Here is a 23939-nt window from a genome sequence, read left to right on the forward strand (position 1 = left end):
GGGTGTGTGGGGGGGGGGGGGGGGGGGGGCCCCGCGGGGGCGCCCCCCCGGGGGGGGGGGGGGGGGGGGGGGGCGCGCGGGGGGGGGCCCCCCCCCCCCCCCCCCCCCCACGACCTCAGGGGTACGACACCACCGTGGAGGGGACCGTCGACGTACCCGAAGTCGCCGCGCCCGTCTCGTTGATGACGTGTTCGTACTGGCCCTGCCCGCCGAGCGAGACGACGAGCAGGTCGTGGAACTTCACGCCCGCCCGGTTCGGCGCGGCGAAGCCGTTGTGCTGCACGATCGTCGGGTCGACGTTGTAGTAGCAGTAACTGCCGAGCCCCCAACCCTCGTGCACGGTCACATTGGCACCGACCTTGTAGGCCGCGTACCCCTTGATCGAGCCGTTCTGGATCGCCGCCTGGTTCGGGGCGTCGTAGGCCTTCTCGTTCTGGAAGAAGATCGTGCGGCCCCGCTCGCCGTTCCACTGCACGTCGTACTTGTTGAAGTGCTCCACGAACAGTCCGGTGGTCAGCACGTCGGCGCCGTTGACGACGAGCCCGTAGTCGGCCCGGTTGGTGTCCCAGCCGATGCCCGTGCCGTGGTCGGCGCGCCAGAGCCAGGTGTGGTCGATGATGGTGTGCCGGTTGTTGACGACCACGCTGGTGGTGGCCTTGCCCGCGCCCGCGCCGCCGATGCGCACGAACACGTCCTGCACGGTGGTCGGGTTGGCGGAGTGGTCCGTCGTCGTGCCCGAAGGGCCCACTTCCAGCAGGGTGTTGGAGTTGACCGTGCCCGCGTCGATCAGGAAGCCCGCCAGCCGTACGCCGTCGACGTCGGCCGTCTTGAGGGCCGTGACTCCGTTGTCGGGGACCAGGGTCGCGTAACCCAGGCCCAGGACAACGGTGTTGGCGCGGTTCACCTGGATCGGCTGCTCCAGGTGGTAGATCCCCGGCGTCAGCAGGAGGTGAAGTCCCTGCGTGAGCGCCTGGTTGAGAGTGGCGGCCGTGACGCCCGGCTTCGCGACGTAGAACTGCGACAGGGACAGCGAGGTGCCGCGCGGTGTGCCGTTGCCCCAGGTCACCCCGCTCGCGTTGGTGCGCTTCTCGGGGAGGAAGACGCGGTACTCGGTGCCGTTGAGGTAGAGGAACGGCTTCTCGCGGGAGACCGGGGTCGTGGCGAGGGTGGTGTACACCGGGTTCGGGAAGCCCTGCGCGGGAGCGCCCTGCACGCCCGAGAACACCATGTTCCAGACGCCGTTGAGCCAGCTGCCGATCACACTGTCCCGGGTGTACCACTGCTGTTGCGAGTACGGCTGGACCTGTCCGTCGATCCGGCTGTCGGCGATGTAGCCGCCACTGGCCCAACCGTAGCCGTTGGGCGAGAGGTTGAGGCTGCCGCGCACATGCATCCGCCGGAAGGGGGCCGCCTGAGCCACGGCCCACCTGTTGGTCCCGCTGACGGGCACGAGCGCGAGGTTCTCCGCCGAACGCCAGAAGTTCTGCGTGGCGTTGCCGTTGAACCAGCCCGCGTCGACCGTGACGTCACCGTTGATCGTGGTGTCGTCGGGGGAGAGGCCGAGGCCCGCGATCGAGGTGTAGAAGCCGAGCTGTGCGTTGAGCCCGGAGTAGGTGCCGGGCTTGAAGAACAGGGCGTAGCGGCCGGTGCCGAACTGGGCCGTCTCCTGCTGGGCGAAGATCTGGTCCAGCCTGGCCTGGATGCCGGCGGTCGACGGGTCGAAGACGATCACGTTGGGGCCGAGATCGCCGCCACCCGGCAGGGCAAGTGGCTTGTTCGCACCAGGAGTCGCGGGAGTTGCGGGGGCGGCGGAGGCGGTTGCGGGCAGCGCGGCCAGGGCGGACGCGGCTGCGGCGGCACCGAGCACGGCTCTGCGGGGAACTGGGGACATCAGGCGGCTCTCCTTGTTCATGAAATGAACGCCGGTGGGGTTGGGAGCGCTCTCTCGCGAGGGAATGCTTCAGGTCCGTGAACGCGGCCGTCAAGAGATACGACCGAGTTCGACGAGTGGCGTCCAAACTCTTGACGCTGCTGGCTTCCGAGGTTTAACTCACGTCCTAAATTAAGTCGTGAGTGCATTCCCTGAAGGGACACCCGGAGTATGCGCAGCATCCGAGCCGCGGCCGTAGGCGCCGTCACCATGTCCATCGCCCTGGCGGCCACGGCCTGCGGAGGCGGTTCGTCCACGGGTGGGGGGTCCAACGACAAGCCCAAGACGCTGACCTACTGGGCCTCCAACCAGGGCGCCAGCATCGCGATCGACAAGAAGGTCCTGCAGCCCGAACTCGACAAGTTCAAGAAGCAGACCGGCATCACGGTGAAGCTGGAGGTCGTGCCCTGGTCCGACCTGCTCAACCGCATCCTCACGGCGACGACTTCCGGCCAGGGCCCCGACGTCCTGAACATCGGCAACACCTGGAGCGCCTCCCTCCAGGCCACCGGCGCCTTCCTCCCGTGGAACGCGGCCAACTTCGCGAAGATCGGCGGCAAGGACCGCTTCGTCGACTCCGCGCTCGGTTCCACCGGCGCCACCGGCAAGGACCCGGCCGCCGTCCCGCTGTACTCGATGGCGTACGCGCTCTACTACAACAAGCAGATCTTCGCCGACGCGGGCATCTCCCAACCTCCGGTCACCTGGGCCGAGTTGATCGCCGACGGCAAGAAGATCGAGGCGAAGGGCAAGCAGGCGCTCGGGGCCGAGGGCGCCAACGTCTCCGAGAACATCCACCACGCCTTCGTCTTCGCCAAGCAGCACGGCGCCGACTTCTTCACCGCCGACGAGCTGGCCGACTTCACCAACGACGGTGTCGTGGCCGCCGTCAAGCAGTACGTCGACCTGATGGCCAAGGACAAGATCATCCCGGTCGGCAACGCCGAGTACGCGCAGAACCAGTCCGTCAGCGACTTCGCCAAGGGCAGGACGGCGATGCTGATGTGGCAGTCCGCGTCCGCCAACCTCAAGTCGCAGGGCATGAGCGACAGCGCCTACGGCATCGCCCCGATACCCGTGCAGTCCGGCACCCCCGGCACCGGCGCCCAGGTGAACTCGATGGTGGCCGGCATCAACCTGGCCGTCTTCAAGAACACCGACAACCTCGACGGCTCCACCCAGTTCGTGAAGTTCCTGACGAGCGACGCCGAGCAGAAGATCCTCAACACCGCCTACAGCTCCATCCCGCCGGTGAAGGCCGCACAGGAGGACGCGGCGTTCAACTCCCCGGCGAACTCCGTCCTGAAGAACACCCTCGCCACCAGCGGCGCCGCGCTGCCGCAGGTCGCCGACGAGTCGCAGTTCGAGACGGCGGTCGGCACGGCGGTCAAGGACCTCTTCGCCGACGCCGCCGCCGGACGCGCGGTCACCACCGCGTCCGTCAAGGCGGAGCTCGAAAAGGCCCAGCAGCAGATGCCGGCGAAGTGAGTGCGACTGTGACGAGCACTGTCACCCCGGAGGCCGCCGTGCGGAAGAACCCTTCCGACCCGGCGGCCCCCGGCCCGCGCCGGCGGCGCGGCGAACGGATCCGCCGTATCGGACTGCCCTACCTGCTGCTCCTGCCCGCCCTGTTCCTCGAACTCCTGGTCCACCTGGTGCCGATGGTCATCGGCATCGTCATGAGCTTCAAGGAGCTCACCCAGTTCTACATCCGCGACTGGGGCACCGCGCCCTGGTCCGGCTTCGACAACTACAAGGTGTCGGTGGACTTCAGCGCCCCCGTGGGCAAGTCGCTCCTCCACTCCTTCTTCGTCACCGTCGCCTTCACCCTGCTGTCGGTCGCCTTCTGCTGGCTGATCGGCACGGTCGCCGCGATCTACATGCAGGACACCTTCCGCGGCCGGGGCTTCCTGAGAGCGCTCTTCCTCATCCCGTACGCGCTGCCGGTCTACGCGGCCGTCATCACCTGGGTGTTCATGTTCCAGCACGACAACGGCCTGGTGAACCACGTCCTGCACGACCAGCTGCACCTCACCGACAAGCCGTCGTTCTGGCTGATCGGCGACAACAGCTTCTACGCGCTGCTGATCGTGTCCGTGTGGAAGGGCTGGCCGTTCGCCTTCCTCATCGTGATGGCCGGCCTGCAGAACATCCCCAAGGAGCTGTACGAGGCGGCCTCCATCGACGGCGCCGGCCGGTTGCAGCAGATCCGCCGCATCACCCTGCCGTCGCTGCGGCCGGTCAACCAGGTGCTGGTCCTCGTCCTGTTCCTGTGGACGTTCAACGACTTCAACACGCCGTACGTCCTGTTCGGCAGGTCGGCCCCCGGGGCCGCGGACCTGATCTCGGTGCACATCTACCAGGCCTCGTTCGTCACCTGGAACTTCGGCACCGGCTCGGCGATGTCGGTCCTGCTGCTCCTGTTCCTGCTCGTCGTCACCGGCGTGTATCTCGTGTTCACCTCACGCGGACGGAAAACGGCCGATGTCTAGTCACCCCTCGTCCATGGCCTCGCCCATGGCCCCGCCCCGCTCCTTCATCTGGTCGCGGCGGATCTTCCTCACCCTGCTCACCGGCTTCGTCCTGGTGCCGGTGTACGTCATGCTCTCCAGCTCCCTGAAACCGCTCTCGGACGTCACGGGCAAGTTCCGCTGGCTGCCGAGCGGGCTCACGATCCGCCCGTACATCGACATCTGGTCGACGGTCCCGCTCGCGAAGTACTTCATGAACTCGCTGATCGTGTCCGTCGCCGCGACCGTCTGCTCGGTGGTGATCGCGGTCTTCGCCGCGTACGCGGTCAGCCGCTACGAGTTCCGCGGCAAGCGCGTCTTCACGGTCACCGTCCTGTCGACGCAGATGTTCCCCGGCATCCTCTTCCTCCTCCCGCTGTTCCTCCTCTACGTCAACATCGGCAACGCCACGGGCATCGCCCTGTTCGGCTCGCGCGGCGGTCTGATCCTGACGTATCTGACCTTCTCGCTGCCGTTCTCCATCTGGATGCTGATCGGCTACTTCGACTCCGTCCCGAAGGACCTGGACGAGGCGGCGCTGGTGGACGGCTGCGGACCGATCGGCGCGCTGCTGCGCGTCGTCGTCCCCGCCGCGATCCCCGGCATCGTCGCGGTCGCCGTCTACGCCTTCATGACCGCGTGGGGCGAGGTCCTCTTCGCCTCCGTCATGACCAACGACGCCACCCGCACGCTGGCCGTCGGACTCCAGGGCTACTCCACGCTCAACGACGTGTACTGGAACCAGATCATGGCCGCCTCGCTGGTCGTCAGCGTGCCCGTGGTCGCCGGCTTCCTGCTGCTCCAGCGCTATCTCGTCGCCGGGCTGACGGCGGGCGCCGTCAAGTGACCCACCCGACCGACTCCACTGACAACTCCGCTGACCGTAAAGGGACTTCAGTGACCATCGACTTCGCCGCACTCCCGCACGACTTCCTGTGGGGCACGGCCACCGCGGCGTACCAGATCGAGGGAGCGGTCGCCGAGGACGGACGCGCGCCGTCGATCTGGGACACCTTCTCGCACACCCCCGGCAAGATCGACAACAACGACAACGGCGACGTCGCCTGCGACCACTACCACCGCTGGCGCGAGGACATCGGCCTGATGCGCCAACTCGGCGCCAACGCCTACCGGTTGTCCATCGCCTGGCCCCGGGTGACCCCCGGCGGCGACGGCCCGGTCAACCCCAAGGGCCTCGCGTTCTACGACCAGTTGGTGGACGGACTCCTGGAGGCGGGCATCACCCCCTCCGTCACCCTCTACCACTGGGACCTGCCCCAGGCGCTCCAGGACCGCGGCGGCTGGCCCGAGCGCGCGACCGCCGAGCACTTCGCCGCGTACGCCTCGGTCGTCGCCGAACGCCTCGGCGACCGCGTCACCCACTGGACGACCCTCAACGAGCCCTCCTGCTCGGCCTGGATCGGCCACCTCGAAGGCAAGATGGCCCCGGGCTGGACCGACCTCACGGCCGCCGTCCGCGCCTCCTACCACCTGCTCCTCGGCCACGGTCTCGCCGCGCAGGCGATCCGCGCCGCCGCCCCGAACGCCCAGGTCGGCATCGTCAACAACCTCTCCACGGTGTATCCCGCCAGCGACCGCGACGAGGACGTCCAGGCCACGCGCCGGCAGGACGGCCACGTCAACCGCTGGTGGCTCGACCCGGTGCACGGCCGCGGCTTCCCGGCCGACATGGTCGAGACCTACGGTGTCGAACTCCCGGAACAGCCGGGCGACCTGGCGACCATCGCCGCACCGCTGGACTGGCTCGGCCTGAACTACTACTTCCCGGCGACCGTCGCCGACGACCCCACCGGCCCCGCCCCCTACACCCGCGCCGTGCGCCGCCTCGGCGTCCCGCGCACCGGCATGGACTGGGAGATCGACGCGTCCGGCATCGAGACCCTGCTGCTGCGCCTCACCGAGGAGTACGACCCCCGCAGGATCTACGTCACGGAGAACGGCTCCTCGTTCCCCGACATCGTACGCCCCGACGGCACCGTCGACGACCCGGAACGCCAGGACTACCTGGTCCAGCACCTCGCGGCCTGCGCCTCGGCGGCCCGCAAGGGCGCCCCGCTGGCCGGCTACTTCGCCTGGTCGCTGCTCGACAACTTCGAGTGGGCGTACGGCTACGAGAAGCGGTTCGGACTGGTCCACGTGGACTACGAGACCCAGGTCCGCACGATCAAGGGCTCCGGCCGCCGGTACGCGGACATCATCCGCGACCACCGCGGCCGGGCCCGGCGCGCGGCCTGAGCAAGGCCGCCCCGGTGGGCGCGGGCGGGGGAGCCCGCACCCACCGGGGCACCATCAGTCCCATGTGTGTCATGTGCACGTCAGCACGATCACCCCCAGAAGGAGTTCCGCCCCTCAAGGAGACCCGCATGCCAACCCGCACCCTGCTCACGGCACTTACCGCGCTGGCCCTGCTCGTGGCGACCCCGGCCCTCGCCGCCCCCGCTCCGCAGGCCGCCGTCGCGGCGACCTGGGACACCGACCGCGCGGCCGCCGCCTACGCCGCGAACCCGGCCGCCGTCACCGCCTCCGGCAGCGAGAACGGCGGCACCACTCCCGGCCTCGCCTTCGACGGCGACGGCGCCACCCGCTGGTCCAGCAACTTCGCCGACGACGCCTGGATCCGCCTCGACCTCGGCACCACCCTCCGCGTCGACCGCGTCACCCTCGACTGGGAGGCGGCCTACGGCAAGAGATACGTCCTGGAGATCTCGAAGAACGGCACCGACTGGAGCCCCTTCTACACGGAGACGGCCGGCACCGGCGGCTCGGTCACCACGAGCACGTACCCCCAGGAGGTGACGGGCCGATATATCCGCCTGCGCGGCTTCGAACGCGCCACGCCCTACGGCTACTCGCTCTACTCCTTCAAGGTCTACGGCGGCGAACCGGCCCCCGCGTCCACGACCCGCACCAACCTCGCCCTGAACCACCCGGCGTACTCCAACTACTACCAGCACAACGGCAATTCACCGACGTACGTCACCGACGGCGGCTGGCCCACCAACCTCAAGGACGACGCGACCCGTTGGTCCAGCGACTGGAACGCCGACCGCTGGGTCTCGGTGGACCTCGGCGCGACCTCGACGATCGACACGGTCGACTTCTACTGGGAATCCGCCTACGCCGTCGACTACTTGCTCCAGGTCTCGGACGACAACACCACCTGGCGCACGGTCTACGAACCTTCGGCCGCCGACATCGCCGCGCGACGCGCGAACATCCAGGCCCCCGCCGACGCGACCGGCCGCCACGACACGGTGACCCTGCCCCAGCCGGTCGCCGGCCGCTACGTCCGCATGCTCGGCAAGGAACGCCGCTCCTTCTACAACCCGGCGCCCTACACGGCCCAATTCGGCTACTCGCTCTACGAGTTCCAGGTCTGGGGCACCGGCGGCAACGCGTCCGCCGCCTACCCCGCCCTCCCCGGCGACCAGTCGGGCACGTACCAGACGACGTTCTTCGACGACTTCACGTCGGCCGCCCTGGACCGCAGCAAGTGGCGGGTGGTCAGGACGGGCACGGAGATGGGCCCGGTCAACGGCGAGTCCCAGGCGTACGTCGACTCGACGGACAACGTCCGCACACAGAACGGTGAGTTGATCCTCGGGGCGAAGTACTGCAAGGGCTGCACCCAGGCGGGCGGCGGCACTTACGACTTCACGTCGGGCCGTATCGACACCAACACGCACTTCGACTTCACCTACGGCAAGGTCAGCGCCCGTATGAAGCTGCCGGTCGGCGACGGGTTCTGGCCCGCCTTCTGGCTGCTCGGCAGCAACGTCGACGACCCGTCCGTGTCCTGGCCGGCCTCCGGCGAGACCGACATCATGGAGAACATCGGCTACTCCGACTGGACGAGCACCTCGCTGCACGGCCCCGGTTACTCGGCGGACGGCAACATCGGTGCCCGCCAGACCTTCCCGAACGCCGGCACGATCGACCAGTGGCACACGTACGCGGTCGAATGGACCCCGACCGCGATGCGCTTCTACGTGGACGACAACCTCGTCCAGGAGACCACCCGCAACAAGCTCGAATCGACCCGCGGCCAATGGGTCTTCGACCACAACCAGTACGTCATCCTCAACCTCGCGCTGGGCGGCGCGTATCCGGCCGGCTGGAACCAGGTGACCACTCCGTACTGGGGTCTGCCGCAGTCGAGCGTCGACAAGGTCGCGGCCGGGGGAGTGCAGGCGGAGGTGGACTGGGTGCGGGTCGAGCAGAAGAGGTGACAGCTGGGCCGGTCCGGAGCACGGCACCGGACCGGCCCGTTCGCCGCCGCGCAATCCGGTTGCCGTGGGCCCCGCCCCCTGACACGCTCGCGCCCATGCCGACCTTCGCCGCACCCGACGGAACCCGCCTCGCCCATCACACCGAGGGCGACGGCCCGCCCCTGATCTGCCTCCCGGGCGGACCGATGCGCGACTCGGCCTACCTCGGCACCCTCGGCGGCCTGACCGCACACCGCCGCCTGATCCGGCTGGACCTACGGGGCACGGGCGCGTCGGAGGTGCCGCAGGACCCGGAGTCGTACCGCTGCGACCGGCTCGTGGACGACGTCGAGGCCCTGCGCGACCACCTGGGCCTGGACCGGATCGACCTGCTCGCGCACTCGGCCGGCGCGAACCTGGCCGCGCTGTACACGGCCCGCCACCCGGACCGCGTGGCCCGGCTGACCCTGGTCACGCCCAGCGTCTACGCGGTCGGCATCGGGATCTCGGCCGAGGACCGTCTGGCAGTGGCGCGACTGCGCGGGTCCGAACCGTGGTTCGGACCCGCGTTCAGCGCCCTGGAGCAGATCACCGCCGGCCGTGCGACCCCCGACTCCTGGGAGGCCATCGCGCCCTTCGCCCACGCCCGTTGGGACGAGCGGGCCCGCGCCTTCGAGGAGTCCGACGGACAGGAGGAGAACGCGGAGGCCGCGGACACCTACGCCGCCGAGGGCGCCTTCGACCCGCCCGGGACCCGTGCGGCCCTGGCCGGCTTCACCTCCCCGGTGCTCGTCCTCGCCGGGGAGTTCGACATCTCCGCTCCACCGCGCGCGATGGCCCAGTACGCGGAACTGTTCCCGAACGCGGAGTTCACGGTCCAGCCGGGCGCGGGGCACATGCCGTGGCGGGACGACGCCGAGCGGTTCGTCGCGCTGGTGGAGTCCGTCAGCAGTCCCTGAACTCCGGTGACTGGTTCAGCACTTGGGACCGGACCGACGTGAACCGCGCGTAGCTCTCCCCGTCCAGTGCCGTCGGCCGGAACGCCGCCACCCGATGGCAGTTCTGGAAGGCCAGGGCCACCCCGAAGTGGCGCTCCAGGCTGCCCCGGATCGCGTCGCTGGCCAGCGCCCGCAGCAGTTGGCCGCGTTCCCGCTCGGACGGGGGCGGGGTCTGGTTGTCGGTGAAGTCCGCCGTGCCGGCGCGGAGTTCGGTCGCGAGGCCGGCGATGAGGTCGTAGGCGTACGGCAGGGACGCGCGGACCGTGTCCACGAAGTCCGCCTCGCGGATGTCACCGTGCTCGGCTTCGGCGAGGAGCTTCGGGGAGACGTCGAGAGACATGAAAAGGGGTGTCCTGTCCGGTAGTTGGTCAGTCGGTGAGATTGCGGTCGGTCGTCGAGAGATCAGTGCGGCGGGCCCGGTACGTACTCCGGGTCCACCTGGGCGGCGAGGTCCAGGCCCGTCGCCTTGTCCGCCCAGGCGTGGGCGTTGCGGAGGTGGAACTCGACGGCGTGGCGGTGCAGGGTCGGCCAGTCCCTGGGACGGGCGTCGACTGCCTCGCGGAGGATGTTCAGGGCGTGGCGGTTGGGCTGCTCCAACTCGCCCTGTGCCCGGCCCTGTTCGGCCGCGCGCACCCAGGGTGAGTGGACGAGGTGGGTGAGGAGGTCGTCCCCCACCTCCTCCTTGAGGAAGAGCAGGTCGTCCTCGCCGGTGATCTTGTTGCCGATCACCGAGAGCCGGATGCCGAACTCCCGTGCGTGGTCCCGGTACTGGCGGTAGACGGACACGCCCTTGCGGGTGGGTTCGGCCACCAGGAACGTCAGGTCGAAGCGGGTGAACAGACCGGAGGCGAAGGCGTCGGCGCCGGCCGTCATGTCGACCACGACGTACTCGCCGGGGGCGTCGACGAGGTGGTTCAAGTACAGCTCCACCGCGCCGAGTTTGGAGTGGTAGCAGGCCACCCCGAGGTCGCTCTCCTCGAACTCGCCCGTCGCCATCAGCGGTACGTCACCCGCCCGGACCACATGGCGGGCGTGCACCTCGTCGTCGCCGAGCAGACGCAGCAGACGTGAACCGCGGCCAGGTGGTGTGGTCTTGATCATGGCCTCGGCGGAGGCGATACGCGGGTTGGTGCCGCGCAGGAAGTCCTTGAGCTCGGTCAGGTGGGCGGCCAGAGGCGGTGCGGTGACCGGTTCGGTGCCGGGGGACAGGGCCTCCGCCAGGTGCTGGTTGATGTCGCCGTCGATGGCGAGCACGGGGGCGCCGGAGCGGGCCAGATGGCGGGCGAAGAGCGCCGACAACGTGGTCTTTCCACTGCCGCCCTTGCCGACGAACGCGACGCGCACTACCGGTCCGTCGCTTTCGCGGTTTTGAAAATGAATGTCATGTGGCTAGTTTTTAGGGGGTGGCCGCTGGGCTGTCAAATCGAGAGTGATCACGAGAGTGATCAAGGCTGGAGTCTTAATGCATATGATGTGCAAGTGCTTGACTACTGCATCAGGGCGGCAGGCCCGGACGACCTCGACGGTGCGCGTGCCGTGATGCTCGACACCGTCTACCGCGACTTCCGTACCGGCTACGTGCCGCGCTGGCACGGCGACATCATCGACCCGGCCGCCGCCTACCTCGCCCCGGCCCGCCACACCCTCCTCGTGGCGCTCGACCCCGCCGACGGCGAGGTCGTGGCGACCGCCGCCCTCGACTCCCGCGGCCCGGCCCACCCGCCGAACCCGCGCGAACTCGCCGAGCGCTACCCCTCCGGCGGGACCGCGCAAGTACGCCGCGTCTACGTCCGCCCCGCGCACCGGCGCCGCGGCCTCGCCCGGCATCTCGTCGCCGAACTCCTCGGGTTCGCCGCGGCCGACGGCGGCTACCGCGCCGTATATCTGCACACCGATCCCACCGTGCCCGGCGCCGAGGCCTTCTGGCGGTCGCTCGGCAAGGTCGTGCACGACGAGCGCGACGACCCGCACGGCGGTCAGGTCGTGCACTTCGAACTGGCGATGGAGCGATGACCGCGATGCGACTGCGACGAACCCGCCCTGCCCGACTGCTCCTTGCGATCACTCTCGCGCCCCTGCTCACCGGCTGTTTCTCCTCCGCCGGCGAGGAGAGCGGGGACACGACCGGGACGTCCGGCTCCCGGCTGCGCGTCGCCCTCGCGTTCCCGCCCGCCGAGAACCTCTCCCCGTACGGCGCCGACGCCACGATCCTCAGCCGCCTCGGCGTGACCGAGGGGCTGACCTCGCTGGACGCCAACGGCTCCGCCGCGCCCGCGCTCGCCCGGTCCTGGCAGCGGGAGAGCGGCCGCAGTTGGCTGTTCACCCTGCGCGAGGCCACGTTCCAGGACGGGACCGAGGTCACCCCGGCCCAGGTGGCCGCCGCCCTCACCCACGCCGCCGAGGCGAAGCCCGCCCCCGCCGCGCTCTCCGGTGTCACCCTCACCGCCGAGTCGGCGGGCGGCGACCGCCTCCGCGTCCGCACCAACTCCCCCGACCCCGTACTGCCGTTGAGGCTGGCCGGTCCCGCGCTCGCCGTGCTGTCCCCGAAGGCGTACGAGGAGAAGGGCCGCGTCGATCCGGTCGGCACCGCCACCGGTCCCTTCGAGCTGACGAAGGTCACCGGTTCCACGGCGGCCACCCTCGACCGCTTCGACGACTACTGGGGCGGCCTCGCCCGGGCCGCCGGAATCGACGCACGGTTCATCGCGGACGGCACCGCCCGCACCAACGCGCTGCGCACCGGGCAGGTCGACATGGCGGAGGCGATACCCGTCGCCCAGGCCGCCACCCTCGACAACGCCACCCGCCGCGAGACCGCCACCACCCGTACCACGAGTCTCCAACTCAACACCAGGACAGGCCCGTTCAAGGACCCGAAGCTCCGGGCGGCGGCCCGCGAGGCCGTCGACACGAGCGCACTGGCCAAGGGCGTCTACGAGGGTCACGCCGACGCGGGCGCGGGCATCTACGGGCCCGCCGTCACCTGGGCCGCCGGGAAGCGCGAGCAACCGGTCGGACGGGCGAAGGCGGCGGCGCCGGACGGGACGGCGATCACCCTCGCGACGTACGACAACCGGCCCGAACTCCCCGAAGCCGCGCAGGTGTTGAAGCAGCAGCTGGAACAGGCCGGATTCGAGGTCGAGTTGGAGGTGCGGGAGTACTCGCGGATCGAGAGCGACGCGCTGGCCGGGAAGTTCGACGCGTTCGTCGTGGCCCGCAACACCCTGGTGGACACGGGTGATCCGGTGGCCGTGCTGGCCAGCGACTACACCTGCGACGGCGGCTACAACCTCGCCCTGCTCTGTGACAAGGCCGTCGACCGGGCCGTCGCGAAGGCCGAGGGCACGGCCGACACCTCCGCACGGCAGAGCGCCGCGATGACGGCCGAGGCCGAGATCCTCGGTACCGACGCCGTCGTGCCGCTCGTCCACCAACGGGTCGTCACCGGCGTCGGCACCTCCGTCGAGGGCGTCCTCCTCGACCCGTACGAGCGCACCCTCGTCGGCACCGGAACCCGGCGCTGAACCATGCTGCACCGCACGACCGCGCTGGTTTGGCGCGCCTTCCTCGCGGCTGCCCTCGTGTGCGCGGTGGGCCTGCTGCCCTGGCTGTCCCGCACCGACCCGGCCCTCACCGTCCTCAAGGCCCGCTCGGCGGAACGTGACCCCGACCCCGAGGTCCTCGCCGCCGTCCGCGCCCAACTGGGGCTCGACAACGGCCCGTTGCACCTCCTCGGCCAATGGCTCACCGGCCTGCCGCGCGGCGACGCCGGCCGGTCCTGGATCTCCGGCGACGAGGTCACGCCCGCCGTACTCCAAGCCCTGGGCGCGTCCCTGCTGTTGATGAGCGCGGCACTCGTGGTGGCCCTCGTCTCGGCCGGGCTGGTGTGTGCGCGTACGTTGCGGCGGGGCGGGCGCGGGACGGAGTGGTCGGACGGTGCCGGGGCGGGACGCGGTGGCGTGCTGCGGGAGTTGCGCACACGGCGATGGACCGGTCGCCCCGCGGGGCCAACCGGGTCCGCCATGCTCGCCGCGCTCCCCGAGTTCCTTGTCGCGTCCGTGCTCGCCACGGTCGTCGGGGTGCAGCTCGGGTGGTTGCCCGCGCTCGGGTGGTACGGGCCGCGCTGGATCGTGTTGCCCGCGCTCGCGCTCGGGGTGCCCGCCGGGGCCGTGCTCGGGCGGTTGCTCGATGATCTGCTGCCGGGGGCGTTCGCCGAGCCGTGGGTGCGGGCCGGGGTCGCGCGGGGGCTGTCCGGGGGGCGGATCGCGCGGCACGCCGTGCGGCGGTGTCTGCCCGGACTGCTGCCCAACATGGGGTTGTTCGTCGTCGGGCTCACCGGTGGGGCCGTCGCCGTCGAGCAGATCTTCGACATACCGGGGCTCGGGCGCACCACCCTTCAGGCCGCCCTGGCCCAGGACCTGCCCGTCCTCCAGGCCGGCACCCTCGCCCTCCTCCTGCTCGCCGCCGGTGCCGCCGGACTCGCCCGCCTCGCCGCCCGCCTCCTCGTCGGTCCCGCGCTGCGCGCCGACGCCCTCCCCTCCCTCCACGGACCCGCCACCTCAACTCCCCGACACACCACGCCCCTTGTCCTCGGTGTCCTCCTCCTCGGTGTCGTCGCGCTCGGTCTGCCCCGCGACCCCCTCGCCCTGGACACCGGACTGCGCCTCCAACACCCCACCTGGGCCCACCCGTTCGGCACCGACGCGCTCGGCCGGGACCTCCTCGCGCGGGTCGCCCACGGCGCCGTCGACACCCTGCTGCTCGCCCTCGCGATCAGTGCCGTCGCACTCGGCGCAGGCCTGCTGCTCGGGCTGGCGCCCCGGCTCTCCGGTCCGCTCGTCGACACGGTGAACGCCGTACCGCCGGTGCTGGCCGCCCTGTTGGTGACCGCCGTGGCCGGCAGCGGGAGCGGCACCCCCGCCCTGGCCGTGGCCGTTCTCGCGTGGACGCCGCTAGCCGCGCACACCTCCGCTCTGCTGCGCCAGGAACGCGCCACCCTGCACGTGACCGCCACCCGGGGCCTGGGCGCGGGCCGGCGGTACCTCCTGCGCCGCGCGCTGCTGCCCGCCGTCCTGCCACCCGTCACCCGGCACGCCCTGCTCCGTCTGCCCGGTGTCGCCCTCGCCCTCGCCTCGCTCGGCTTCCTCGGCCTGGGCGCCCAACCGCCCGCCCCGGAATGGGGGTTGCTCCTCGCCGAGAACCAGCCCTACGCCGAACGCGCTCCCTGGGCCGTCCTCGCCCCCGCCGCCGTCCTCGCCCTCCTCGGCGCGCTCGCGGTGACGGCGGCGGGCAGCGTACGAGCCGCAGGACAAGGGCAGTCGGCGGTCCGATGAGCACGGCCACCCTCGCCCGGACCCCGCTCTCGCCCCTGCTCCGACTGCTGATCCTCACCCAACTCGCCTTCAACATCGGCTTCTTCGCCGTGCTGCCGTTCCTCGCCGAGCATCTCGCGGACGTGATCGGCATGGCGGGCTGGCTGGTCGGGCTCGTGCTGGGGCTGCGGACCTTCAGCCAGCAGGGGCTGTTCGTGGTCGGCGGTGCCCTCGCCGACCGGTACGGCGTCCGGCCCGTCGTGCTCGCGGGGTGCGTGCTGCGGATCGCCGGGTTCGGCTGGCTCGGGTACGCCGAGGAGACCTGGGCCGTCGTCGGGGCCGTGCTGCTCATCGGGTTCGCCGCCGCGCTGTTCTCACCGGCCGTGGAGTCGGAGGTCGCGCGGCAGGCGGTCGAGTGGGAGGAGGCGGGCGGCGGATCCCGGACGCGGGTGCTCGCGCTGTTCACCGTCGCCGGTCAAGTCGGCGCCTTCGTCGGGCCGTTGCTCGGCGCACTGTTGCTCGCGGTGGACTTCCGGGTGACGTGTCTCGCCGGGGCCGGGGTCTTCGTGCTGGTTCTCGCCGGGCACGCGTGGCTGCTGCCGCAGCACATTCCCGGGCGGACGCGGATGAGAGCGAAGGGCGGCGTGCGGACTCTGCTGCTCAACCGCCGCTTCCTGGCGCTGTGTTGTGCCTACGGTGCCTATCTCCTCGCCTACAACCAGCTCTATCTGGCCCTCCCGGAGGAGGTCGAGCGCGCGGCGGGCTCGCAGGCGCCGCTGGCCTGGCTGTTCGCGCTGTCCTCGCTGCTCGTGGTGACCGCGCAGTTGCCGGTCACCCGGTGGGTGGGAGAGAGGCTCGACCCGCGCCGGTCCATGGCGGCGGGGCTGCTGCTGATCGCCGTGGGGTTCACGGCCGTGGCGGTGGCGCGACCCGCCCAACTGACCGGCACCACCGCGCTGTTGCCCGCGACCGCCCTCGTCGTCCTGCTCACCCTCGGACAGATGCTCATCGCGCCCGTCGCCCGCGCCTGGGTCCCGGACCTCGCCGAACCCGGCCGCCTCGGCCTCTACACCGGAGCCCTCTCCTCCGTCTCCGGTCTGATCGTCCTCCTCGGCAGCGCCGCCACCGGCACCCTCCTCGACACGGGCCTGCCCGCGGCCGTCCCATGGCTGGCCCTGGCCGCCGTACCGCTCGCGGCGATCGGGGTGCTGCCACGGCGGACCTGAACCGCGCCGGGCCACCGCCTCCGTGCGCCCGCGCAGGGATCTCCCGACCGGAGCCGGACGCCCAGTTGGTCGTGGTCGGAGCCCGCCGCGGTACCGATCTCGGCCATCGGGCCGCCGGCGCACGGGAGTTGATCCGCAACGGCCGTCGCCTGGTCGCGGCGCTCCCGGGACCGGGCCGACGGCCGTATCCCGGTAAATCGACGCATGCCCGCAGGAGTCACCCCGCGCGAACTGAACGCCCCAGGCGCCACCCCCGTACCAAGCCATGAACCAGATATGAGCTGCCCCCTAAACCGCCATCGGCGGCTGCGGCGGCAGCGGCGCGTGGGAGGATCCGTCACCATGAGCGCATCCCCGGCGGTACGGAGCCTGCGCGCCGCGGTGTTCGCCGCGGTGTGTGTGCTGCTGGCTGCCGCCGGGCACGGGCTCGCCACCGGCGCGACGCCCCCGCTGTGGGCGGACGGTGCCGGGTTCCTCGTCGTGTTCGTCATGGGGTGGCTGCTCGGCGGACGCGAGCGGTCCCTGCCCGGCATCGGTGCCGCCATGCTCGTCACTCAGGCGGGGCTCCACCTCGGTTTCGACCTCGCGCGGCCCCGGGCCGGGATGGCGATGGCCGAGATGGCGCACATGTCGGGGCACGGCATGGCGCCCATGCGGCAGTCGCAGGCGATGACCCCGCACGCCGTGGCCGCCCATGTCGTCGCCGCGCTCGTCGCGGCCTGGTGGCTGCGGCGCGGTGAGGCCGCGCTGTGGTCGCTGCTGCGCTGGGCCGTCGCCTTCGTGCCGGGGCTCGTGGCCTGGTGGCGGGACGCACCCGCCCCCCTGCCCGCCCGCACGGTGGGCCCCGGGCACGCCGGCGCCGACGCGGCCCCCTTCCGCCAGCTCCTCCTGCGGCACGCGGTCAGCCGCCGAGGGCCGCCCGTCCCGATCCCGTACCCGGTCTGACCCCCCCAACTTCCTTTTCCCGTACGGAGATCACCTCACCATGTCCGCACACCGCACCACCCTGCGCCGCGCAGGCACCGTCGCCGCGCTCGCCACCGCCGGAGTCCTGGCCGCCGCGGGCGTCGCCTCCGCGCATGTCACCGTCCACCCGGAGAGCTACGCCAAGGGCGCCACGGACGGTGTCCTCACCTTCCGCGTGCCCAACGAGGAGGACAAGGCGAGCACCACCAAGGTCCAGGTGTTCCTGCCCACCGACCACCCCGTCCTCGGCGTGCTGGTCACCCCGCAGAACGGCTGGACCGCGAAGGTCACGAGCACCAAGCTGAAGACCCCGGTCAAGACCGACGACGGCAACATCACCGACGCCGTCTCCGAGATCACCTGGACCGGCGGCAAGATCGGGGCCGGACAGTACGAGGACTTCAACGTCGCCTTCGGTCAACTGCCCGACGACACCGACCAGTTGTCCTTCAAGACGCTCCAGACCTACTCGGACGGCGATGTCGTCCGCTGGATCGAGGAGGCCGCGGCGGGCGACGACGAGCCGGAGAACCCGGCGCCCGTCCTCAAGCTCACCGCGAAGGAGAGCGAGGACGGCGACGCGACCCCGGCCGCCTCCGCCTCCACGGCGGCCACCGCCACGAAGACGACCTCCGCCTCCTCGTCGGGTTCGAGCAGCGACTCCACCGCCCGCGGGCTCGGCATCGCCGGCCTGATCGTGGGCGTCCTCGGCCTCGCGGCCGGCGCCTTCGCCGTCGTACGCAGCCGCGCGCCGCGGTCGTAGCCGCCCGTAGCGCTCACGTCCCACGTGTAGTGCGGCAAGCCGAAGGGCCCGGATCCACCGTCTGGTGGTCCGGGCCCTTTCGGCGTGCGTGTGCCGACCGCTGTTACTGCGAGACGAGTTCGAGGACCTTCTCCTCGGCCGGGATCTCCTCGACGAGGGTGGTGCGGGAGGTGCGCCACAGCCACAGGATGTCGCGGCCGAACGACCAGACCAGCGTGCCCAGCGCGAGCGCTACCACGGCGAGGTTGGCCGTGTGCGGCAGCAGGTTCGAGCCCGCCAGCAGCAGCAGGATGCCCTGGGTGGCGGCGACGGTCTTGCGGGCGGTGCTCGGCGGGAGCGGGGCGTTCAGCCACAGCCAGACGCGGGCCGCGGCGACGAACGCGTAGCGCATGCCGCCGATCAGCAGGACCCACGGGCCCATCTGCGTCGAGACGTACACGCTGAGCACCAGGATCAGGAACGCGTCGACCTCCATGTCGAAGCGCGCGCCCAGCGCGGTCGAGGTGTTCGTGCGCCGGGCCACCTTGCCGTCGACGCCGTCCAGGATCAGGGCCACCGCCGTCAGACCCACCAGCAGCGTCACCGGCGGCGAGCTCTCGAAGGAGTCCGCGACCAGCGCGGTCACCCCGCCGACCAGGATCGCGCGGCCGAGCGTGACCCGGTTCGCCGGGCCGAAGGAACGCGTCCGGGACCGGTGCAGCGCCTTGGACAGCACGGCCCAGGTGGCGATCGCGAATGCCAGGCCGGTCAGCCAGCCGGCCGGCCCCATCCCGATCGCCGTGCCGAGCAACGCCAGCAACAGGATCTGAACGCCCGCTCCCACAGCGGTCTCCTGCTGGACCAGCCTTGCTTCGTATGTGTTGTTCAGGGCCACCGCACACCCTCCGGCCGTATGACAGAGTCGATCAACGCCGCGTACTGTGCGCGGCCTGTGGTTACCCGTACGTGAACAGCTTCCCGATCGTTCAGGAGGATCCCGATGAAGCGCACCGCGCGGGCGTTTTGGGTCAGCGCTCCGGGGCACGGCGAGATACGCGACGTCGTTCTGCCGGACCCCGCGAAGGACGAGGTGCTGGTCCGCTCCCTGTGGTCGGGCGTGAGCCGCGGCACCGAGACCCTGGTCTTCCGCGGGGGTGTGCCGGAGAGCCAGCACGCGACGATGCGGGCACCTTTCCAGGAGGGCGACTTCCCGGGCCCGGTGAAATACGGCTACCTCAATGTCGGGGTCGTGGAGGAGGGCCCGGCCGCGCTGCTCGGCCGTACCGTCTTCTGCCTCTATCCGCACCAGACGCGCTACGTCGTCCCCGCGAGCGCCGTGACACCCGTGCCGGACTCCGTACCCGCCGGGCGGGCCGTCCTCGCCGGGACCGTGGAGACCGCCGTCAACGCCCTGTGGGACGCGAGGCCACTGATCGGCGACCGGATCGCGGTGGTCGGCGGCGGGATGGTCGGGTGTTCGGTGGCCGCGCTGCTGGCCCGCTTCCCGGGCGTGCGGGTGCAGTTGGTGGACGCCGATCCGGCGCGCGCCAAGACCGCCGAGGCGCTGGGCGTCGGCTTCGCGCTGCCCGAGGACGCGCTCGGCGACCGCGACCTCGTCGTGCACGCCAGCGCCACCGAGCAGGGCCTGGCCCGCGCGCTGGAACTGCTCAGTCCCGAGGGCACCGTCCTCGAACTCAGCTGGTACGGCGACCGGAGAGTGAGCCTCCCCCTCGGCGAGGCCTTCCACTCCCGCCGCCTGGTCATCCGCAGCAGCCAGGTCGGCACCGTCTCCCCGAACCGCGCGAACCGCAGCTACGCCGACCGGCTCGCCCTCGCGCTCGACCTGCTCGCCGACCCCGCGCTGGACGCGTTGGTCACCGGGGAGAGCGACTTCGAGGAGCTGCCGGACCTGCTGCCGAGGCTCGCCTCGGGGGAGATCCCGGCCCTGTGTCACCTGGTCCGCTACACCGACATTGGTTGAGAACCGTTCAATTCCGTACGACAAGCGCGTCTGACCTGAGAAAAGAGTGAGAGCGGGCTGAACAGGGGGAGGCGTGGAGCCGTACTACACGGCATCCCCCGGCAGGGATCAGCCGGGGGACCAGACGCGCCGCACCTGGAGGGTCGTCCGTTGTTCAGCATCACCGTTCGCGATCACATCATGATCGCCCACAGCTTCCACGGCGAAGTGTTCGGGCCCGCACAGCGGCTGCACGGAGCCACGTTCCTTGTGGACGCCACGTTCCGGCGCGAGCAGTTGGACGACGACAACATCGTTGTCGACATCGGACTGGCCACCCAGGAACTGGGTGCCGTCGTGAGTGAGTTGAACTACAGAAACCTCGACAACGAGCCCGACTTCGCCGGGGTCAACACCTCGACGGAGTTCCTCGCGAAGGTCATCGCCGACCGGCTCGCCGAGCGGATCCAGAAGGGCGCGCTCGGCGAGGGCGCCCAAGGCCTGGCCGGACTCCAGGTCACCCTGCACGAGTCGCACGTCGCCTGGGCGAGTTACGAGCGTGCTCTGTGAGCGACGTGACCATCGACCGTGCCCCCTCGCTGGGATTCCTGCCCGCACAGCGCGCGGCCTCCCGGAATGCCGAGATCATCCCCATGTCCCTGCGCACCGTGCACTTCGTGATGCCGGGCGGCGTCGACGACCCGGCCGCGCCGAGCGGCGGCAACGCCTACGACCGGCGGGTCAGCCTGGACCTCCCCGGCTTCGGCTGGCAGGTCCACAAGCACGCCGTGGACGGCGAGTGGCCCCGGCCCGGTGCCGACGCCCGCGCCGAACTCGCCCGGGTGCTGCGCGAGTTGCCGGACGGGGCCGCCGTCCTCATGGACGGGATCGTGGCCTGCGGGGTCCCCGAGATCGTCGTCCCCGAGGCCGACCGGCTGAGCCTCGCCGTCCTGGTGCACCTCCCGCTCGGCGACGAGACCGGCCTGGAGGCCGCCGTCGCCGCGGAGCTGGACGAGAGGGAGCGCACGGTCCTGCGCGCGGTGTCGGCCGTCATCGGCACCAGCGACTGGGCGGTGCGCCGCCTCGTCTCCCACCACGGCCTCGCCCCCGAGCGCGTCCATGTCGCCACCCCCGGCGCCGACATCGCGCCCCTCGCCTCCGGCACCGACGGCGTCTCCCGCCTGCTGTGCGTCGCCACGCTGACCCCGCGCAAGGGCCAGCACCGGCTGATCGAGGCGCTGGCCGCCGCGACCGACCTGCCGTGGACCTGCGTCTGCGTCGGCGGCTTCGGCAACGACCCGGAGTACGTCGACCACCTGCGGGACCTCATCGCGCGGTACGGCCTCCAGGACCGCCTGCACCTCGCGGGCCCGCAGGCCGGCGCCGAACTCGACGCCAGCTACGCCTCCGCCGACCTCATGGTCCTCATGTCGTACGCCGAGACCTACGGCATGGCCGTCACCGAGGCCCTCGCCCGCGGCATCCCCGTGCTGGCCACGGACGTCGGCGGGCTGCCGGAGGCGGTCGGCCGCGCCCCCGACGGCGGGGTGCCCGGCATCCTCGTCCCGCCGGAGGCCCCCGCCGCCCTCGCCGCCGAACTGCGCGGCTGGTTCGGCGAGGCCGACGTACGCCGACGTCTGAAGGCGGCGGCCCGGGGTAGACGAGCGGCGCTCGACGGCTGGGCCACCACGGCCCGCAGCCTGGCCGGCGTACTCACCCGGCTCCCCAGCGAACCCCGGAGGGCGGCATGAGGAACACACAGTCCACGCAGCCCGCACCGGCCGCGGTACAGGCGGGCCAGACCGGACGGATCCCGGCACAGCCGGGCCCCAGGGGCGTACCGCTGGGCATGTTGGTGCCTCCGGTACAGCCCGAGGCGAAGGACGCTACGGCTGCGCAGCCGGGGCCGGAGGACGTGGTGGCGGTTTCCGTGGATGTGGACGCAGTCGAGCAGTTCGGGTCCGGTTCCGTGATCCCCGGCGCCGGACCCGCCACCCGCCCCGGCGAGCGGGCCACCGTACGACTGCGGGACGTCGGCCCCGACGACCCGCCGCGCTACGCGCCCGAGTGGCTGGAGCTGCGGGAGGGCGCCGACGCCGTCGCGCGGGCGCCCGAACTGCTCGACCCGCTGCGCATCCGGCTGGCCAACCTGCCGGGCCGGTCCGGGGTCGTCATCCACGACCTGGGCTGCGGCACCGGCTCGATGGGACGCTGGCTCGCCCCGCGCCTGGACGGCGCCCAGCACTGGATCCTGCACGACCGCGACCCCTACCTCCTGCACTTCGCCGCCGTCGCCTCACCCCGCGCCGCCGCCGACGGCAGCCGCGTCACGGTCGAGACCCGGCGCGGCGACGTGGCCCGGCTGACCCCGGACGCGCTGGTCGGCGCCTCGCTGGTGACGGCCTCCGCGCTCCTGGACGTCCTCACCCGTGAGGAGGTCGACGCGCTCGTCGCCGCCTGTGTCGGCGCCGGCTGCCCCGCGCTGCTCACGCTCTCCGTCGCCGGGCGGGTCGAACTCACCCCGGCCGAGCCGATGGACGCCGAGATCGCCGACGCGTTCAACGCCCACCAGCGGCGCGACGGCATGCTCGGCCCCGACGCGGTCACCGTCACCTGCGAGGCCTTCGCCGCGCACGGCGCCACGGTCCGCGTCCACCCGAGCGCCTGGCGGCTGGGCCCCGACGAGGCCGCGCTCACCGCCGAGTGGCTGCGCGGCTGGGTCGGCGCGGCCGTCGAGGAACGCCCCGAACTGAAGGAACGTGCCGACCACTATCTGGAACAGCGCCTCGCGGCGTGCGCGGCGGGGGAGTTGACCGTGCTCGTCCACCACAGCGACCTGCTGGCACTGGCCCGGCCGACGGGGGGAACGTCATGAGCGTGGAGACGATGCGGACGGTCGTACCGCGACCGGGCACCAAGACGCGCCGGGTGCGCGTCGAGCGGCCCGCGCCGGTCGCCCTCGAACTGCGGGCCGAGGGAGCCGTGCAGCAGGTGCAGCGGCGGCCCCGGCACACCCCGCCGCTGCACAGCTCCGCCGTCTCCGGCGACCGCATCGGGGTGATCGTCTCCGCACCGCGCCCCACCGCCGACCGCGCCTTTGGCGCCCGCCGCGTCCTGCGCGCGATCCTGACCCGGGTGAACTCCCGCGCGGTACGCACCCACTTCGGCACGGTCGCGGGCGCCGCCATCCTCGGCGTCCTCCTGTGGCGCCTGGGCACCGGCGTCTTCCTGGACGGCCTGCGCCGCATCGACGTACCGACCCTGCTGATCGGCCTCGGCATCGGCCTGGTCACCACAGTGTTCAGCGCCTGGCGCTGGGCCCTGGTGGCACGCGGACTGCGCATCAAACTGCCGCTCGGCGGGGCCGTCGCCGACTACTACCGCGCCCTGTTCCTCAACGCGGCCCTGCCCGGCGGCATCCTCGGCGACGTGCACCGCGCGGTCCGCCACGGACAGAGCGCCGGCGACATGGGCCGTGCCGTCCGCGCCGTCGTCCTCGAACGCGTCGCGGGCCAGATCGCGCTGGCCGTCGTCGGGATCACCATCCTGCTGGGCCTGGACTCCCCGGTGATGGCCGACGTCCGCAGCATCGCCCCGCTCGTCCTGCTCGGCGCCGTCGGGGCCCTCGCGGTCGTGGCCGCCGTACGCATGAACCGTCCGGCCGCCGCCACCGGCCGGGGCCGCGCCCTGCGCACCACCCTCGACGAGGCCCGCGCCGGACTGTTCTCCCGCGCCAACTGGCCCGGCGTCACCTTCTCCTCGCTGATCATCCTGGCGGGCCACCTCGCGATGTTCGTCGTCGCCGCCCGGGCCGCCGGCTCCGCCGCCACCGTCGCCCAGTTGCTCCCCATCGCGATCCTCGCGCTGCTCGCCATGGGCCTGCCGCTGAACGTCGGCGGCTGGGGCCCCCGCGAGGGCGTCACCGCCTGGGCGTTCGGCGCCGCGGGCCTCGGCGCGAGCAGCGGCCTGGCCGTCTCGGTGATCTACGGCGTGCTCAGCTTCGTCGCAGCCCTGCCGGGCCTGGTCGTCCTGGTCGCCCGCTGGTACACCGGCCTGCGCACCACCG

The 23939-nt window shown here is 71.6% G+C and carries 20 protein-coding genes and 1 pseudogene; 17 read left to right on the top strand and 4 right to left on the bottom strand.

Annotation, left to right across the window (positions count from 1 at the left end; genetic code table 11):
- Nucleotides 1–115: 115 nt before the first annotated feature.
- On the bottom strand, nucleotides 116–1891 hold the full coding sequence (locus tag ACIRRY_RS01745; protein WP_403966628.1) for a coagulation factor 5/8 type domain-containing protein: 1776 nt from the start codon (nucleotides 1889–1891) through the stop codon (nucleotides 116–118).
- 210 nt (nucleotides 1892–2101) lie between these two features.
- On the opposite strand from ACIRRY_RS01745, the gene ACIRRY_RS01750 reads away from it, so the two are divergent.
- The 6 genes from ACIRRY_RS01750 to ACIRRY_RS01775 all read left to right on the top strand — a co-directional run bounded on the left by ACIRRY_RS01750 (nucleotide 2102) and on the right by ACIRRY_RS01775 (nucleotide 9628).
- A complete protein-coding gene (locus ACIRRY_RS01750) occupies nucleotides 2102–3418 on the top strand; it encodes an ABC transporter substrate-binding protein (protein WP_403966631.1) in 1317 nt (438 codons plus the stop codon).
- A gap of 8 nt (nucleotides 3419–3426) precedes the next feature.
- The gene (locus tag ACIRRY_RS01755) at nucleotides 3427–4422 is read left to right on the top strand and encodes a carbohydrate ABC transporter permease (protein WP_403966634.1); all 996 of its coding nucleotides are present in this window, start codon (nucleotides 3427–3429) and stop codon (nucleotides 4420–4422) included.
- 25 nt (nucleotides 4423–4447) lie between these two features.
- Complete coding sequence (locus tag ACIRRY_RS01760) at nucleotides 4448–5287, top strand: carbohydrate ABC transporter permease (protein WP_403968304.1); 840 nt, start codon at nucleotides 4448–4450, stop codon at nucleotides 5285–5287.
- Between the two features lie 50 nt (nucleotides 5288–5337).
- Nucleotides 5338–6696: a GH1 family beta-glucosidase gene (locus ACIRRY_RS01765; RefSeq protein WP_403966636.1), complete on the top strand. Its 1359-nt coding sequence runs from the start codon at nucleotides 5338–5340 to the stop codon at nucleotides 6694–6696.
- A gap of 128 nt (nucleotides 6697–6824) precedes the next feature.
- Nucleotides 6825–8690: a discoidin domain-containing protein gene (locus tag ACIRRY_RS01770; protein WP_403966639.1), complete on the top strand. Its 1866-nt coding sequence runs from the start codon at nucleotides 6825–6827 to the stop codon at nucleotides 8688–8690.
- 95 nt (nucleotides 8691–8785) lie between these two features.
- Nucleotides 8786–9628: an alpha/beta fold hydrolase gene (locus tag ACIRRY_RS01775; RefSeq protein WP_403966641.1), complete on the top strand. Its 843-nt coding sequence runs from the start codon at nucleotides 8786–8788 to the stop codon at nucleotides 9626–9628.
- Here the strand turns inward: ACIRRY_RS01775 and ACIRRY_RS01780 are convergent.
- Together ACIRRY_RS01780 and ACIRRY_RS01785 are read right to left on the bottom strand one after the other, a co-directional pair.
- Nucleotides 9615–10007, bottom strand: a complete 393-nt coding sequence (locus tag ACIRRY_RS01780; RefSeq protein ID WP_403966644.1) for an SCO5389 family protein — start codon at nucleotides 10005–10007, stop codon at nucleotides 9615–9617. The two genes, ACIRRY_RS01775 and ACIRRY_RS01780, sit on opposite strands and share 14 nt — an antisense overlap.
- A 62-nt stretch (nucleotides 10008–10069) precedes the next feature.
- A complete protein-coding gene (locus tag ACIRRY_RS01785; protein WP_403966646.1) occupies nucleotides 10070–11011 on the bottom strand; it encodes an ATP-binding protein in 942 nt (313 codons plus the stop codon).
- A 135-nt stretch (nucleotides 11012–11146) separates the two neighbouring features.
- Here ACIRRY_RS01785 and ACIRRY_RS01790 point away from each other — a divergent pair, with 135 nt between their 5' ends.
- The 6 genes from ACIRRY_RS01790 to ACIRRY_RS01815 all read left to right on the top strand — a co-directional run bounded on the left by ACIRRY_RS01790 (nucleotide 11147) and on the right by ACIRRY_RS01815 (nucleotide 17934).
- Nucleotides 11147–11680 carry a GNAT family N-acetyltransferase gene (locus ACIRRY_RS01790; RefSeq protein ID WP_403966649.1) on the top strand — a complete coding sequence of 178 codons (534 nt, stop codon included), beginning with the start codon at nucleotides 11147–11149 and terminating at the stop codon, nucleotides 11678–11680.
- Nucleotides 11677–13191: an ABC transporter substrate-binding protein gene (locus ACIRRY_RS01795; RefSeq protein ID WP_403966651.1), complete on the top strand. Its 1515-nt coding sequence runs from the start codon at nucleotides 11677–11679 to the stop codon at nucleotides 13189–13191. Before ACIRRY_RS01790 ends, ACIRRY_RS01795 begins: the two co-directional genes overlap by 4 nt.
- A 3-nt stretch (nucleotides 13192–13194) precedes the next feature.
- Nucleotides 13195–15000, top strand: coding sequence for an ABC transporter permease subunit (locus ACIRRY_RS01800; protein WP_403966653.1), 1806 nt, complete (start codon nucleotides 13195–13197; stop codon nucleotides 14998–15000).
- Nucleotides 14997–16205, top strand: coding sequence for an MDR family MFS transporter (locus ACIRRY_RS01805; protein ID WP_403966656.1), 1209 nt, complete (start codon nucleotides 14997–14999; stop codon nucleotides 16203–16205). The genes ACIRRY_RS01800 and ACIRRY_RS01805 overlap by 4 nt, the downstream gene beginning before the upstream one ends.
- Before the next feature lie 342 nt (nucleotides 16206–16547).
- Nucleotides 16548–17150, top strand: coding sequence for a hypothetical protein (locus ACIRRY_RS01810; protein WP_403966659.1), 603 nt, complete (start codon nucleotides 16548–16550; stop codon nucleotides 17148–17150).
- Nucleotides 17151–17190: 40 nt separating this feature from the next.
- Nucleotides 17191–17934 carry a YcnI family protein gene (locus tag ACIRRY_RS01815; protein ID WP_403966661.1) on the top strand — a complete coding sequence of 248 codons (744 nt, stop codon included), beginning with the start codon at nucleotides 17191–17193 and terminating at the stop codon, nucleotides 17932–17934.
- Nucleotides 17935–18037: 103 nt separating this feature from the next.
- Here the strand turns inward: ACIRRY_RS01815 and ACIRRY_RS01820 are convergent, their stop codons facing one another.
- Complete coding sequence (locus ACIRRY_RS01820; protein WP_403966664.1) at nucleotides 18038–18808, bottom strand: CDP-alcohol phosphatidyltransferase family protein; 771 nt, start codon at nucleotides 18806–18808, stop codon at nucleotides 18038–18040.
- Between the two features lie 105 nt (nucleotides 18809–18913).
- On the opposite strand from ACIRRY_RS01820, the gene ACIRRY_RS01825 reads away from it, so the two are divergent.
- The 5 genes and pseudogenes from ACIRRY_RS01825 to ACIRRY_RS01845 all read left to right on the top strand — a co-directional run.
- Nucleotides 18914–19894 (top strand): zinc-binding alcohol dehydrogenase, encoded by a 981-nt coding sequence (locus ACIRRY_RS01825; RefSeq protein WP_403966667.1) that lies wholly within the window; start codon nucleotides 18914–18916, stop codon nucleotides 19892–19894.
- A 150-nt stretch (nucleotides 19895–20044) separates the two neighbouring features.
- Nucleotides 20045–20443: a 6-carboxytetrahydropterin synthase gene (locus ACIRRY_RS01830; RefSeq protein WP_200691410.1), complete on the top strand. Its 399-nt coding sequence runs from the start codon at nucleotides 20045–20047 to the stop codon at nucleotides 20441–20443.
- A complete protein-coding gene (locus tag ACIRRY_RS01835) occupies nucleotides 20440–21624 on the top strand; it encodes a glycosyltransferase family 4 protein (protein ID WP_403966670.1) in 1185 nt (394 codons plus the stop codon). The genes ACIRRY_RS01830 and ACIRRY_RS01835 overlap by 4 nt, the downstream gene beginning before the upstream one ends.
- Nucleotides 21625–21722: 98 nt before the next feature.
- Nucleotides 21723–22748: a trans-aconitate methyltransferase gene (locus tag ACIRRY_RS01840; protein ID WP_403968306.1), complete on the top strand. Its 1026-nt coding sequence runs from the start codon at nucleotides 21723–21725 to the stop codon at nucleotides 22746–22748.
- An 11-nt stretch (nucleotides 22749–22759) separates the two neighbouring features.
- A pseudogene (locus tag ACIRRY_RS01845) lies at nucleotides 22760–23881 on the top strand (YbhN family protein); the annotation flags it as partial.
- Nucleotides 23882–23939: the final 58 nt, after the last annotated feature.

Source organism: Streptomyces sp. NPDC101776, assembly GCF_044766845.1.
Lineage (GTDB): Bacteria > Actinomycetota > Actinomycetes > Streptomycetales > Streptomycetaceae > Streptomyces.

Excerpts from the sequence above, each read along its gene's own strand:
- ACIRRY_RS01750 (WP_403966631.1), top strand. The coding sequence starts at position 2,102 with ATGCGCAGCATCCGAGCCGCGGCCGTAGGCGCCGTCACCATGTCCATC.
- ACIRRY_RS01795 (WP_403966651.1), top strand. The coding sequence starts at position 11,677 with ATGACCGCGATGCGACTGCGACGAACCCGCCCTGCCCGACTGCTCCTT.
- ACIRRY_RS01815 (WP_403966661.1), top strand. The coding sequence starts at position 17,191 with ATGTCCGCACACCGCACCACCCTGCGCCGCGCAGGCACCGTCGCCGCG.
- ACIRRY_RS01825 (WP_403966667.1), top strand. The coding sequence starts at position 18,914 with ATGAAGCGCACCGCGCGGGCGTTTTGGGTCAGCGCTCCGGGGCACGGC.
- ACIRRY_RS01745 (WP_403966628.1), bottom strand. The coding sequence starts at position 1,891 with ATGTCCCCAGTTCCCCGCAGAGCCGTGCTCGGTGCCGCCGCAGCCGCG.
- ACIRRY_RS01805 (WP_403966656.1), top strand. The coding sequence starts at position 14,997 with ATGAGCACGGCCACCCTCGCCCGGACCCCGCTCTCGCCCCTGCTCCGA.
- ACIRRY_RS01810 (WP_403966659.1), top strand. The coding sequence starts at position 16,548 with ATGAGCGCATCCCCGGCGGTACGGAGCCTGCGCGCCGCGGTGTTCGCC.
- ACIRRY_RS01780 (WP_403966644.1), bottom strand. The coding sequence starts at position 10,007 with ATGTCTCTCGACGTCTCCCCGAAGCTCCTCGCCGAAGCCGAGCACGGT.
- ACIRRY_RS01775 (WP_403966641.1), top strand. The coding sequence starts at position 8,786 with ATGCCGACCTTCGCCGCACCCGACGGAACCCGCCTCGCCCATCACACC.
- ACIRRY_RS01770 (WP_403966639.1), top strand. The coding sequence starts at position 6,825 with ATGCCAACCCGCACCCTGCTCACGGCACTTACCGCGCTGGCCCTGCTC.
- ACIRRY_RS01800 (WP_403966653.1), top strand. The coding sequence starts at position 13,195 with ATGCTGCACCGCACGACCGCGCTGGTTTGGCGCGCCTTCCTCGCGGCT.
- ACIRRY_RS01760 (WP_403968304.1), top strand. The coding sequence starts at position 4,448 with ATGGCCCCGCCCCGCTCCTTCATCTGGTCGCGGCGGATCTTCCTCACC.
- ACIRRY_RS01840 (WP_403968306.1), top strand. The coding sequence starts at position 21,723 with ATGTTGGTGCCTCCGGTACAGCCCGAGGCGAAGGACGCTACGGCTGCG.